This is a genomic window from Sphingomonas sp. HF-S4 (assembly GCF_032911445.1).
Lineage (GTDB): Bacteria > Pseudomonadota > Alphaproteobacteria > Sphingomonadales > Sphingomonadaceae > Sphingomonas > Sphingomonas agrestis.
On record NZ_JAWJEJ010000001.1, the window covers coordinates 3,091,545 to 3,104,208 of the forward strand.

The following is a 12,664-nucleotide window of genomic DNA, read 5'->3' on the forward strand; positions in this document are numbered from 1 at the left end:
GCATGGCCGAGCAACCCCTCCTCGCGCTGGACGCGGTCGACCGTCGGCTGATCGCCGAGCTGCGCGCCAATGCCCGGAAACCCGTCTCGCAGATCGCGACGAGTATCGGCGTGTCGCGCGCGACCGCGGAGAAGCGCCTCGCGCGGCTGGTCGATGAGGGCGTGATCCTGGGCTTCACCGTCCGGGCACGGGAAGCCAATCCCAACACCGTCCGGGCGGTGATGCTGGTCGAAGTGGCCGGGCGATCGACCAGCGCGGTGATCCGCAGCCTCAAGGGGCTGCCGGAGTTGCACACGCTCCACACCACCAATGGCGGCTGGGACCTGGTCGCAGAGATCCGCGCCGAGAGCCTCGCCGATTTCGACCGCGTCCTGCGCGAAGTGCGCACGATCGACGGCGTGCTCAACAGCGAGACGAGCATCCTGCTGTCGTCGGTCTGAGGCGATCGAAGTTCAGAAGCGCGGCTAGCGCCCCGTGCGACGGGTCGCCGAGTGACTGAGGCGTGGCAATTGAAGCCGGAAGTGATAGCGCTATCATTCCGCTATGCGGTTGACGCTATTCCACATGTTGCCCCCCCCGTATGCCGCACCTAAAGGATGGAGATCAGGAGAGACGCATGTCGGAAGAATCGAACGTCCAGTTTTCGGAGCGCGAGGCGCTTCTCTATCATTCCGAGGGACGGCCGGGGAAAATCGAGATCATCGCGTCGAAGCCGATGGCGACCCAGCGAGACCTGGCGCTGGCCTATTCGCCGGGCGTCGCGGTGCCGGTGCGCGCGATCGCCGAGGATCCGGCGCTTGCCTATGACTACACTGCCAAGGGCAATCTGGTTGCAGTCATCTCGAACGGTACCGCGATCCTCGGGCTCGGCAATCTCGGCGCGCTGGCATCGAAGCCGGTGATGGAAGGCAAGTCGGTGCTGTTCAAGCGCTTCGCCGACGTCGATTCGATCGATATCGAATTGAAGACCGAGGACGCCGACCGGCTGATCGACGCGATCGAGCTGATGGAGCCTAGCTTCGGGGGCATCAACCTAGAGGACATCAAGTCGCCCGAATGCTTCGTGATCGAGCAGACTCTCCGGGAACGCATGAACATCCCGGTGTTCCATGACGATCAGCACGGCACCGCGATCATCGCTGCGGCGGGGCTGATCAACGCGCTCCACCTCACCGGGCGCCAATTCAAGACCACCCGGGTCGTGATGCTCGGTGCGGGCGCCGCGGCGATCGCGTGCGCCGAGCTGATCAAGGCGATGGGGCTGCCGCACGACAATCTGCTGATGCTCGACCTCTCCGGCGTGATCTACCAGGGCCGGCAGGAGAGTATGAACCAGTGGAAGTCGGCGCATGCCGTCGCCACCGACAAGCGCACGCTCGCCGAGGCGTTGGACGGCGCGGACGTGTTCCTGGGGCTCGCCTCCGCCAATTCGCTGCCGCCCGAATTGCTCAAGACGATGGCTCCGAACCCGATCATCTTCGCGATGGCCAATCCCGATCCCGAGATCAGCCCGCCGCTTGCCAAGGCGGCGCGGCCAGACGCGATCATCGCCACCGGACGCTCGGACTATCCGAACCAGGTCAACAACGTGCTCGGCTTCCCGTTCATCTTCCGCGGCGCGCTCGACGTTCGCGCGACGACGATCAACGACGCGATGAAGATCGCCGCCGCCCGCGCGCTCGCCGAATTGGCGCGCCAGCAGGTGCCCGAGGAAGTCGCGGCCGCCTATGGCACGCAGCACAGTTTCGGCCCGGATTACATCATCCCGGCGCCGTTCGATCCGCGGCTGATGGAGCTGGTCCCCGCCGCGGTGGCGCAGGCGGCGATGGATTCGGGGGTGGCGACCAAGCCGATCGTCGACATGGCAGCATATCGCCAGTCGCTCCGGGCACGCCTCAACCCGACCACGTCGGTGCTCAGCCTCGCGTACGAGGGCGCGCGGGCCAACCCCAAGCGGGTGATCTTCGCCGAGGGCGAAGAAGAAGTCGTGCTGCGCGCGGCGATCGCGTTCAAGGAGGGCGGGTACGGCACCCCGGTGCTGGTCGGGCGCGAATCGGTGCACGAGCGGCTCCAGAAGCTCGGCGCCAATCCGGACGATTTCGAGCTGCACAACAGCGTCAATTCGCCTTTGGTGCCCAAGATGGTCGAGTTCCTCTACGGGCGGCTCCAGCGCCGCGGCTATCTGCGCCGCGACATCGAGCGGATCGTCAACCGCGACCGCAACATCTTCGGCGCGCTGCTGCTCCAGCTCGGCGAGGCCGATGCGATGATCACCGGCGTGACGCGCACCTATGCCGAGACGATGCGCCAGATCAAACGCGTGATCGATTACGAGGAAGGGCGGACGGCGTTCGGCATCCATGTGCTGGTCGGCCAGTCGCACACCGTGTTCATCGCCGACACGACCGTCAACGAGCGGCCTACCGCCGACGAACTCGCCGCGATCGCCGAGGGCACCGCGCAGGTCGCGCGGCGGATGGGGCACGAGCCGCGCGTCGCGTTCCTCAGCTATTCGAACTTCGGGAACCCCGAGGGACGTTGGCTCGACAATGTCCGCGGCGCGATCAAGCTGCTCGACGAGCGCTCGGTGGAATTCGAATATGAAGGCGAGATGTCGCCCGACGTTGCGCTCAATCCGCGCCAGATGGCGAAGTACCCGTTCGCGCGGCTCTCGGGCCCGGCGAACGTGCTGATCATGCCGGGGCTCCAGTCGGCCAACATCTCGGCCAAGCTGCTCCGCGAGCTGGGCGGCGATTCGATGATCGGGCCGATGCTGATCGGGATGGAGAAGCCGGTCCAGATCGCGCCGATGACCGCGACCGCGAGCGAGCTGGTGACGCTGGCGGTGCTGGCTGCGGGCGGAATTGCGCGGTGAACGCAATTCTTCCCGAGCAGACCTCGAGAAGGACACCGGAAAAATTCGACTACATCAGCCGCACCTGCGCATCCGATGGTGTCAGGAGCGCAAGCGTCACGCCCCCTCCTGACGCCTTTCGAATCTCTTAAAGCACTGCAAGTATTTTAACGGAACCGCCAGCCAACCGGCTGATTTTGCGGCCTCTCTATAATGAAGGAGCGGCCCATGCGTGACTTTCCACGCGCTCCGCCAGGGTGGTTCCGATGCAGCTTTCCGCGCGAGTCTTTTCGTCCCTTTGCGGCCTGGTCCTGGCCGCATCGCCCGCCGCCGCACAGTTTCGCGACGCGCCGCCGACACCCCCCGCGGGGGCCGCGCCCAACCAGATGATCCCGTCGCGCGATACGCTGGGCCGCTATGCCACGCCCAATCGCGACCTCGGCCGCGATGAGGCCAGCTGGCACGTCCGCGCTGCGCTCAACGTCGCCGCGCTCGGCTGCCGCGATGCTGCCGAGGCCGCGACCGTCGCTGCGTACAACCGGCTGCTGCGCGACCAGCGCGAGCCGCTCGCGGCGGCCGACACTGGGGTGAAGGCCCTGTACCGCGCACGCCACAGCGCGGAGTGGGAAGATGCCCACGACCGCCAGATGACGCGGGTCTATAATTTCTTCGCGCAGCCGACCGGGCACGACGCGTTCTGCCAGTCGGCGCGCGAAGTGCTCGCCCGCGCCGCGACGGTGAACGCGATCCAGTTCGCCGATTTCGCCGCCGAGTCACTACCGCTGCTCGAAGCGCCGTTCACCGATTTCTATCGCGCTTACGAAACCTATCGCGTCGAATATGCCGCATGGCAGCGCGGCGATCGTGCGCCGGTGCAGGTCGCATCGGCCGCACCGGCGTCGCAGGAGCTGCGCGCGCTGGTTCCGTAACGATTGCCCCCAGGGGCAATGGCGCGGGCGCGCGCAATCTGTTAGCGCGAGGGCATGGCCCTTACCGCCGCTGCGTCCGCCCGCGAGATCCTGACCCGCCTTCACGACGTGATGGCCAAAAAGCTGCCTGCGCAGTCCAAGCTCAATTCGGTGGTCGAGATCATCGGCACGGCGCTGGATAGCGAGGTCTGCTCGATCTATCTGCTGCGCGAAGGGCTGCTCGAACTGTTCGCGACGCGGGGGCTGGCGCAGGAGGCGGTCCACGTCACTACGCTGGCGCTGGGCGAGGGCCTGGTCGGCACGATCGCCGGGAATGTCGAGACCTTGAATCTCGACGAGGCGGCGACGCATCCCGACTTCGTCTATCGCCCCGAAACGGGGGAAGACCGCTTCCACAGCTTTGCCGGGGTGCCGATCATCCACCGCGAGCGCGCAGTGGGTGTGCTCGCGGTCCAGCATGTCGAGCCGCGGCGCTATGCCGATGTCGAGATCGAAGCGCTGCAGACCGTGGCGATGGTGCTGTCGGAGCTGATCGCCAACGCCGATCTGATCGACGCAGCGGGCGGCGGATCGACCCGGCCGCAACCGACCGCGGCTGCGCATGCGCATGGCTTCAAGCTGGTCGAGGGCATGGCGGCCGGGGTCGCGGTGTTCCACCAGCCGCGCATCATGATCGAGCATACCGTCGCCGAGGATGTCGAAGTCGAGCGCCACCGCGTCTATGCGGCGTTCGACAAGATGCGCGACCAGATCGAGCGCATGGCAAGCCAGGCCGAATTCGGCGGCGGCGGCGAGCATGACGAGGTCCTGCAGACCTACAAGATGTTCGCGTACGACGAAGGCTGGTCGCGGCGGATCAACGAGGCGATCGACAGCGGCCTTACCGCCGAGGCGGCGATCGAGCGCGTCCAGCAGCGCACCCGCCAGCGGATGCGCGAGATCGATGACGCGCTGCTCCGCGATCGGATGCACGACCTGGAGGATCTCTCCAACCGGCTGCTCCGCATCGTCTCGGGCCAGCTCGGTACTGCGGCGCAGATGGGGCTGCGGCACGATTCGATCCTGATCGCGCGCAACCTGGGACCTGCCGAGTTGCTCGAATATGACCGGCGGCGATTGAAGGGCGTGATCCTGGAGGAAGGCTCGCTCACCGCGCACGTCACGATCGTCGCGCGGGCGATGGGTGTGCCGGTGCTCGGCCGCGTCCGCGACATTCGCAAGCTGGTTGCCGAGGGCGACATGCTGCTGCTCGATACCGGCGAGGAAAGCCTGTTCATCCGCCCGAGCCCGGCGATGGTCGAGGCGTTCGAAGCGAAGCTGGTGCTCAGCCAGAAGCGCCGCGCGGCGTTCGCGCAGTTGCGCGGCGAAGTGCCGGTGACCACCGATGGGCACCGCGTCACGGTGATGGTCAATGCCGGGCTGCGCGACGACTTGGCGGCGCTCGACCTGACCGGGGCCGACGGGATCGGGCTGTTCCGCACCGAATTCCAGTTCCTCGTATCGGCCACCCTGCCCCAGCGCGAGGCGCAGCGCCGGCTGTACAAGGACGTGCTCGAAGCCGCGGGCGACCGCCCGGTCACGTTCCGCACCGTCGACATCGGCGGCGACAAGGCGCTGCCCTATCTCAACCATGACGAGGATGGCGACGAGGAGAATCCAGCGATGGGCTGGCGCGCGCTCCGGCTCGCGCTCGACCGCGACGGCCTGATGAAGGCGCAGGCGCGCGCGCTGATCGAGGCAGGCGCCGGGCGGACGCTCAACATCATGTTCCCGATGGTCTCCGAGCCCTGGGAGTTCGACGCGGCGCGCGAGCTATTCGAGGCGCAACGCGCCTGGCTGGCATCGCGGGGCAAGAAGATGCCGACCGAGATCCGCTATGGCGCGATGCTCGAAGTGCCGGCGCTCGCCGAAGTTCTGGATCTGCTTCTGCCTCGGATCGACTTTTTGTCGATCGGCACCAACGATTTGACCCAGTTCCTGTTCGCCGCCGATCGCGCGCATCCCAAGCTGGCGCTGCGCTACGACTGGCTGAGCCCGTCGATCCTGCGCTTCCTCAAGCGCGTCACCGACGCGTGCCATGCGGCCGACGTGCCGGTGGGGGTGTGCGGCGAAATGGGCGGGCGCCCCTTGGAGGCGATGGCGCTGATCGGGCTTGGCATCGACCGGCTGTCGATCACCCCCGCCGCAGTGGGGCCGATCAAGGCAATGGTCCGCTCGCTGGACCGCGCGCCGCTGGTCGCGACGATGGCGGGGCTGCTCGCCGATCCGCGCGGTTCGCTGCGCGAGACGCTGACCGCCTGGGCTACCGAGCATTCGGTCGAACTGGCCTGATCTTTCGGCGGATTTGCTGCAGCGGCGTTGACACTCGCTGCGCCGTGGGGGACACCCCCCGAAAGGCGGGAGTTCCCCGGGGCCGCAACCCTTCCGCCGGAGGTTAGAGTATGGAAGGCGACACCGCCGACAACGCCACGCTGTTACCCGCGACCGTGGGCGAGAAGCTGCGGGCGGCACGCGAGGCGCAGAAGCTCGAGCTGAGCGAGATCGCCAGCCGCACGCGCATCCCGCAGCGGCATCTCGAGGCGATCGAGCAGGGCAATTTCGCCAGCCTCCCTTCGGTGACCTATGCGATGGGGTTTGCGCGTTCCTACGCGCGTGCCGTGGGCGCCGACGAAGTCGCGCTGGCCACCCAGTTGCGCGGCGAGCTGGGCGATCGGCCGGAGCGCCCTGCCCCGCCCCCGGCCTATGATTTCGACGAGCGCTCGCGCACGCCGCCGACGGGGATCGTTGCGCTGGGCGTGGTGCTGGCGCTGCTGGTGACGATCGGCGCGGCGGTCTGGTACGGGACCGACTGGTTCCGTGGCGGCGCGCCGGCGACCGAGGCGGCACCGATCGAAAACGTGACGGCGACCGAACCCGGCAATACGGCCGCGCCGGCGCCGGTGACCGGCGGGCAAGTGACGCTGGTCGCGACCGACACCGTGTGGTTGCGCATCAACGACGCCAACGGCAAGCGGCTGTTCGAGAAGGAGATGGCGGCGGGCGAGCGCTACGACGTTCCCGCCGACGCCGATCGCCCGCGCGTGCGTACCGGGCGCCCCGACCGCATCCAGGTGTTGCTCAACGGTTCGCAGATCGCGCCGCTCGGCACCGGCGTCCAGACCGTCGAGACCGAGGTCAGTGCCGCGGCGCTCCAGGCGCGCGGTCAGCCCGCCGCGCCGGCGACCCCGCCTGCCGCCGGCAACGCGACGGCAACGCCTTAAGGCTGGCGACAGGTGCGCCGTGTCAGCTATACCGGCGCGATGTTTACCAAGATCCAGCACCGGGGGGTGTGACCCAATGCGTATTCTGATGGCCGCCGCGGCTCTGTCCGCCCTTGTCGCCGGGACGGGCGTCGCGCATGCCCAGTCGACCGCGATCGAAGGCCGGGTCGACCGGCTCGAGCGGGAGATGCGCGCAGTGCAGCGCAAGGTCTTTCCGGGCGGCGCCGGGCAGACGCTCGAGCCGCAGATCGTCCCCGAGACCAACGTCAACGCGCCCGGCACGCCCGCGGGCAGCGCGCTCAGCGACCTTACCCAGCGCGTCGCCGCGCTCGAGAATCAGGTGACGTCGATGACCGGCCAGGTCGAGCAGGGCCAGTATCGGCTGCGCCAGCTCGAAGAGGCGTTCAATGCCTATAAGCGCTCGACCGATGCGCGGCTGAAGGCGCTCGAGGACGGCGCGTCGAGCGTCGGCACCGGCGGCCCGGTGATCGCGCCGGTCGATCTCGGCGAGACGCCGGCCCGCCCGACGCGCCCGCCCGCCGAGACCGCGACGCCCAAGCCGACCGGCACGCGCGCGCAGCAGGTCGCGGCGATCCAGAAGCCCAATAGCGGCGATCCCGCCGAGGACGGCTATACCTATGGCTTCCGCCTGTGGTCGGCCAAGCTGTATCCCGAGGCGCGCCGCGAGCTCGAGGCGGTGGCGACCAAGTACCCGCAGCATCGCCGGGCAAGCTATTCGCAGAACCTGCTCGGCCGCGCCTATCTCGATTCGGGCGCGCCCAGCCTCGCGGCGGTGGCGTTCTACGAGAACTACAAGAAGAACCCCAATGGCGAGCGCGCGGCGGACAGCCTCTATTATCTGGCGCAGGCGCTGACCAAGCTCAAGAAGCCGGCCAGCGAGGTCTGCAAGGTGTATACCGAGCTCGACCAGCTGTATGGCCCGCAGCTTTCCGCCGAGATGAAGGCCGGCGTCGCCGAGGGACGTGTCGCGCAGAAGTGCAAGTGAGCTGGTGACGCTCGACCCCGAAGTGGTCGAGCGGTTTCGGCGCGAGGCGGAAGCGCTCTGCTCCTCCCCAGGAGAGAGTACGGGGTCGGATGGCCCGCCGGGGCAGGATTTTCGGTTGGGCGTCGCGGTGTCGGGTGGGCCTGACAGCCTGGCGCTACTGCTGCTGGCGCATGCCGCGTTCCCAGGCAAGGTGGTTGCCGCGACCGTAGATCACGGGCTGCGTGCCGAGGCGGCGGAAGAGGCCGCGTTCGTCGCCGGGATCTGCGCCCAGCTCGGCGTGCCGCATGACATTCTCACTGGCACGGTTTCCGAGGGCAACCTTCAGGATAGCGCGCGGGCGTTGCGCTATGCCTTGCTCGCCGATTGGGCGGCGGAGCGCGCCGGCTGGATCGCCACCGCGCACCAACGGGACGATGTCGCCGAAACCTTGCTGATGCGCGCCCGGCGAGGTGCAGGCGTGGGCGGCCTGGCGGCGATGCCCGCGACACGGTCGTTGGGCGGCGCCACGCTGATCCGGCCCCTGCTCGGCTGGTCGCGTGCCGAGCTGGAAGCGATCGTTGCCGCGGCGGGGATCGTGCCCGTGGAGGACCCATCGAACCGCGACCCGCGCTACGATCGCGCCCGCATGCGGCGGCTGCTTGCCGAATCGCCCGAGCTGCCCGCCGACCGGCTGGCGCTGGCGGCGCGCAACCTGCGCCATGCCGAGGATGCGCTCGAATGGGCGGCGGAGCGGGAGTGGGTGGCGCGGACGCAGGTCGAAGCGGGCCTAGTGCGGCTCGATCCTGCGGGCTTGCCCTATGAATTGCTGCGACGGTTGGTCGAGCGGGCGATCGATTGCGTCCGCTTGGGGAAGGAAGAGGAAGGGCCGTCTTTCCCTGCGCCCCCTTCCCTTCGTGGAGACAGCCTCGACAGGCTCGTCGCCACGCTGCAATCGGGCGGCACCGGTACGATTGCGGGGGTGAAAGCCGCAGCGAAACGTGCTGAATGGCGTTTCAGCCCAGCTCCGGCGCGTCGATCGCACTGATCGGCCCGCGCGGGTCCGTTGTTCCATTGCCATTAACCTGGGCGTGCCTATCTAGGTTGGGCGAAAGGGTTCGAGCTCGATATGAACGACAACAACAAGCCGCAGGGTCCCGAAAACGGCGGCGGCAATCCCTGGATGAAGAGCCTCCTGATCTGGGTGGGCATCCTTGCCGCGCTGGCGCTGTTCGTGACGATGTTCGATCGTCCGACCGGAGCGGCCGCGGGCGATGCGATGTCCTATTCGGCGTTCCTCGACAAGGTGCAGGCCGGCGAAGTCAAGTCGGTCAACATCGCCGCGGGCTCTGCGGGCACCAGCACGGTTTCGGGCACGCTCACCAGCGACGCCAAGTTCCGCACCAACGCGCCGAGCGACCCGCAGCTGATCTCGACGCTGCGCGAGAAGGGCGTCGCGATCAATGCGCGCCCCGAGGAGCAGCCCTCGGTCTGGTTCTATATCCTCTATCAGTCGCTCCCCTTCCTGCTCTTCCTCGGAATCGCCTTCTTCGTACTGCGCCAGATGCAGAAGAATTCGGGCAGCGGCGCGATGGGCTTCGGCAAGAGCCGCGCCAAGCTGCTTACCCAGAAGGAAGGCAAGGTCACGTTTGATGACGTGGCAGGCATCGACGAGGCGCGCGAAGAGCTTCAGGAGATCGTCGAGTTCCTCAAGGACCCGACCAAGTTCGCCCGCCTGGGCGGCAAGATCCCCAAGGGCGCGCTGCTCGTCGGCTCGCCCGGCACCGGCAAGACCTTGCTCGCCCGCGCGATCGCGGGTGAGGCGGGCGTGCCCTTCTTCACGATCTCGGGTTCGGACTTCGTCGAGATGTTCGTCGGCGTCGGCGCGAGCCGCGTCCGCGACATGTTCGAGCAGGCCAAGAAATCGGCGCCGTGCATCGTCTTCATCGACGAGATCGACGCGGTCGGCCGTTCGCGCGGCGCGGGTCTCGGCAACCAGAATGACGAGCGCGAGCAGACGCTCAACCAACTCCTCGTCGAGATGGATGGCTTCGAAGCGAATGAAGGCATCATCATCGTCGCGGCGACCAACCGCCCCGACGTGCTCGATCCCGCGTTGCTCCGTCCGGGCCGCTTCGACCGCCAAGTCGTGGTGCCGCGTCCGGACATCGAAGGCCGGGTCAAGATCCTCCAGGTCCATATGAAGAAGGTGCCGCTGGCGCCGGACGTCGATCCGCGCGTGATCGCGCGCGGCACGCCAGGCTTCTCGGGCGCCGATCTGGCCAACCTCGTCAACGAGGCGGCGCTGCTTGCGGCCCGCCGCGGCAAGCGCCTCGTCGCGATGAGCGAATTCGAGGACGCCAAGGACAAGGTCATGATGGGCAGCGAACGCAAGTCGATGCTCATGACCGAGGACGAGAAGCGGATGACCGCGTATCACGAGGCCGGCCATGCCGTCGTCGCGATGCACGAGCCGGCTTCGGACCCGATCCACAAGGCGACGATCATCCCGCGCGGCCGCGCGCTGGGCATGGTGATGCGCCTGCCGGAACGCGACCAGAACTCCATGCACCGCGACCAGATGTATGCGCATCTCTCGATCGCGATGGGCGGCCGCGTCGCCGAGGAACTGATCTTCGGCTATGATCGCGTGTCTTCGGGTGCCTCGTCCGATATCCAGTCGGCGACGCGCCTGGCGCGCTCGATGGTCACCAAATGGGGCATGTCCGAAGCGGTCGGTCCGCTCGAATATGCCGAGGATGAGCAGAGCTATCTGGGATATGGCGGCAGCCGCGCGGCACCGATGTCGAACGAGACCGCGCAGCTCATCGACGGCGAGATCAAGAAGCTGGTCGAGGGCGGGCTCAACCGCGCCAAGCAGGTACTGACCGATCATGTCGACCAGCTCCACTCGCTGGCGCAGGCGCTGCTCGAATACGAGACGCTGACCGGCGAGGAGATCAAGCGGCTGATCGCGGGCGAGGACATGGGCCGCGAGGATCCCGGCGCGAAGGCGGCGCCGGTCGCCGCGGCGGGCACCTCGATCCCCAAGATCCGCAAGCCCAAGGGTCCGTTCGGCAATCCCACCCCGCAAGGTGCATGAGTTCAGTTGACGTTAAACGCGTCACGTTTAGCCCTCCCCCGAGTGATCGCGGGAGGGCTTTTCGTATGCGGCGTGTGATGTTGGCGATGGTTGTTGCGGCGCTGGTCCTGCCCGGCACGGCGCAGGCGATGAGCGTCGCGCAATTCCTCGCCAAGGCCAAGGCGCTCCAGGCGCAGGGTGCGCTGGCGATCCTCTCGCCCGATGCCGAGTTGCTCAAGCGCGAAGTCGCGGCGATCCGCGCCTCCTACACGGCCGACCTGCGCGCGGCGCGGGCGGCGGGCAAGACCCCGCACAGCTGCCCGCCCGAGACCGGCAAGCCCAAGCTCAGCCCGCGCCAGATGCTCGCCGAGCTCGAGAAGATCCCCCCCGCCAAGCGGGGAATGAGCATGAAGGCGGCGGTCTACGCCTATATGAAGCGGACCTATCCCTGCCGCTGATATTTCAGCCCATCATGCCCATGCTGACGAGGATCAGCAGGAAGATGGTCATTATGATCGCGATCAGATGAGTCAGCACCAACGCGCGCAGGATCGCCGACCACCAGCGCAGCCGATAGGCTTGTTGCAGCTGCCGGGTGATGTGGACGAACGGGATAAGCATCCCCGCCATACCTAGCATCTTATAGGGTGCCCCTGCCGCGCGAGCCACGGTGAGGGCAATGAACAGCAGCGACATGAACGCGATCGAATAGGTGATGAAGATGGCGTGATCGTAGAGCTTGTATTGGCGCTTCCAGAAGAACAGCAGCCACACGAAGGGCAGCGACAACGGGATGAGCAGCCAGGAGAATTTATAGACGCTCGACTGGAGCTTGTAGATCATCAGCGACGGGTTCTGCTGCCACTTCTCGATACCGTGATCGAGTGCATACAATCCCGTGTGCGCCACCTTGACCTCGATCGGATCCTCCTTGAGCTGCTTGGCGGCAAGGTCGAGATCCTTGAGGCGCGCATCCGCTTCGGCGATCTCGCGCTCCTGCCTTGCGCGCCGCTCGCTGCCGATTTCGGACCGGTCGCGCTTCTCGATTGCGTCCTTGCGATCTTCGGTCACCTGCTTGCGCTCGACTCCGATCGCCGCGAGCGGATAGGCATTGACGCCGCGCATGTCGGTCGGCGGCGCGATCCCCGCGAACGAGAAGACTGCGAACATCGCGAAGATCGAGAACAGGAAGATCGCCATCGGCGAAACGAAGCGCGCACGCTCGCCCGCGATATAGCGCCGCGTGAGATCGCCGGGACGCCAGGCGAGCAGCGGCAATGTCCGCCAGAACTTGCCCTCGAAATGGAACACGCCGTGGACGATCTCGTGTCCGATGGCGTGCAGCGAGCGGTGGACATGCCCCGCTTGCCCGCATTGATGGCAATGCGAGCCGATCAGTGCGGTGCCGCAATTGAGGCACAGCCCATGTGCCTGATGATGCCCCTCGCCGGCGCGCGGTTCCACCGCGCGACCCAGCAATCCTCCGGTGACGATCTCGCCGGCTGCTTCGAATTCCCCCATGAGCGACGACCTATCAGCTTGCGTGAAGCCGTGCTA

Annotated in this window: 10 protein-coding genes; 9 read left to right on the forward strand and 1 reads right to left on the reverse strand. The window is 67.1% G+C overall.

Annotation, left to right across the window (positions count from 1 at the left end; translation table 11 throughout):
* Positions 1-2 precede the first annotated feature (2 nt).
* The 9 genes from RZN05_RS14115 (at position 3) to RZN05_RS14155 (ending at position 11,565) form a co-directional block, all read left to right on the forward strand.
* Positions 3-440 carry an Lrp/AsnC family transcriptional regulator gene (locus RZN05_RS14115; protein ID WP_317227240.1) on the forward strand — a complete coding sequence of 146 codons (438 nt, stop codon included), beginning with the start codon at positions 3-5 and terminating at the stop codon, positions 438-440.
* Positions 441-616: 176 nt separating this feature from the next.
* A complete protein-coding gene (locus RZN05_RS14120) occupies positions 617-2,875 on the forward strand; it encodes an NADP-dependent malic enzyme (RefSeq protein WP_317227241.1) in 2,259 nt (752 codons plus the stop codon).
* Between the two features lie 245 nt (positions 2,876-3,120).
* Positions 3,121-3,783 (forward strand): hypothetical protein, encoded by a 663-nt coding sequence (locus RZN05_RS14125; protein WP_317227242.1) that lies wholly within the window; start codon positions 3,121-3,123, stop codon positions 3,781-3,783.
* 54 nt (positions 3,784-3,837) lie between these two features.
* Positions 3,838-6,114 carry a phosphoenolpyruvate--protein phosphotransferase gene (gene ptsP, locus RZN05_RS14130; protein WP_317227243.1) on the forward strand — a complete coding sequence of 759 codons (2,277 nt, stop codon included), beginning with the start codon at positions 3,838-3,840 and terminating at the stop codon, positions 6,112-6,114.
* A 110-nt stretch (positions 6,115-6,224) separates the two neighbouring features.
* The gene (locus RZN05_RS14135) at positions 6,225-7,043 is read left to right on the forward strand and encodes a helix-turn-helix domain-containing protein (RefSeq protein WP_317227244.1); all 819 of its coding nucleotides are present in this window, start codon (positions 6,225-6,227) and stop codon (positions 7,041-7,043) included.
* Between the two features lie 76 nt (positions 7,044-7,119).
* Positions 7,120-8,049, forward strand: coding sequence for a YbgF trimerization domain-containing protein (locus RZN05_RS14140; protein WP_317227245.1), 930 nt, complete (start codon positions 7,120-7,122; stop codon positions 8,047-8,049).
* On the forward strand, positions 8,027-9,073 hold the full coding sequence (gene tilS, locus RZN05_RS14145; RefSeq protein WP_317227246.1) for a tRNA lysidine(34) synthetase TilS: 1,047 nt from the start codon (positions 8,027-8,029) through the stop codon (positions 9,071-9,073). Before RZN05_RS14140 ends, tilS begins: the two co-directional genes overlap by 23 nt.
* An 81-nt stretch (positions 9,074-9,154) precedes the next feature.
* Complete coding sequence (gene ftsH, locus RZN05_RS14150) at positions 9,155-11,128, forward strand: ATP-dependent zinc metalloprotease FtsH (RefSeq protein ID WP_317227247.1); 1,974 nt, start codon at positions 9,155-9,157, stop codon at positions 11,126-11,128.
* 77 nt (positions 11,129-11,205) lie between these two features.
* A complete protein-coding gene (locus tag RZN05_RS14155; protein ID WP_317227248.1) occupies positions 11,206-11,565 on the forward strand; it encodes a hypothetical protein in 360 nt (119 codons plus the stop codon).
* A gap of 4 nt (positions 11,566-11,569) precedes the next feature.
* Here RZN05_RS14155 and RZN05_RS14160 read toward each other — a convergent pair whose 3' ends face one another.
* On the reverse strand, positions 11,570-12,628 hold the full coding sequence (locus tag RZN05_RS14160; RefSeq protein WP_317227249.1) for a DUF3667 domain-containing protein: 1,059 nt from the start codon (positions 12,626-12,628) through the stop codon (positions 11,570-11,572).
* Between the last annotated feature and the right edge of the window lie 36 nt (positions 12,629-12,664).

Excerpts from the sequence above, each read along its gene's own strand:
- RZN05_RS14115 (WP_317227240.1), top strand. The coding sequence starts at position 3 with ATGGCCGAGCAACCCCTCCTCGCGCTGGACGCGGTCGACCGTCGGCTG.
- RZN05_RS14120 (WP_317227241.1), top strand. The coding sequence starts at position 617 with ATGTCGGAAGAATCGAACGTCCAGTTTTCGGAGCGCGAGGCGCTTCTC.
- RZN05_RS14155 (WP_317227248.1), top strand. The coding sequence starts at position 11,206 with ATGTTGGCGATGGTTGTTGCGGCGCTGGTCCTGCCCGGCACGGCGCAG.
- RZN05_RS14135 (WP_317227244.1), top strand. The coding sequence starts at position 6,225 with ATGGAAGGCGACACCGCCGACAACGCCACGCTGTTACCCGCGACCGTG.
- RZN05_RS14160 (WP_317227249.1), bottom strand. The coding sequence starts at position 12,628 with ATGGGGGAATTCGAAGCAGCCGGCGAGATCGTCACCGGAGGATTGCTG.
- RZN05_RS14125 (WP_317227242.1), top strand. The coding sequence starts at position 3,121 with ATGCAGCTTTCCGCGCGAGTCTTTTCGTCCCTTTGCGGCCTGGTCCTG.
- ftsH (WP_317227247.1), top strand. The coding sequence starts at position 9,155 with ATGAACGACAACAACAAGCCGCAGGGTCCCGAAAACGGCGGCGGCAAT.
- RZN05_RS14140 (WP_317227245.1), top strand. The coding sequence starts at position 7,120 with ATGCGTATTCTGATGGCCGCCGCGGCTCTGTCCGCCCTTGTCGCCGGG.
- ptsP (WP_317227243.1), top strand. The coding sequence starts at position 3,838 with ATGGCCCTTACCGCCGCTGCGTCCGCCCGCGAGATCCTGACCCGCCTT.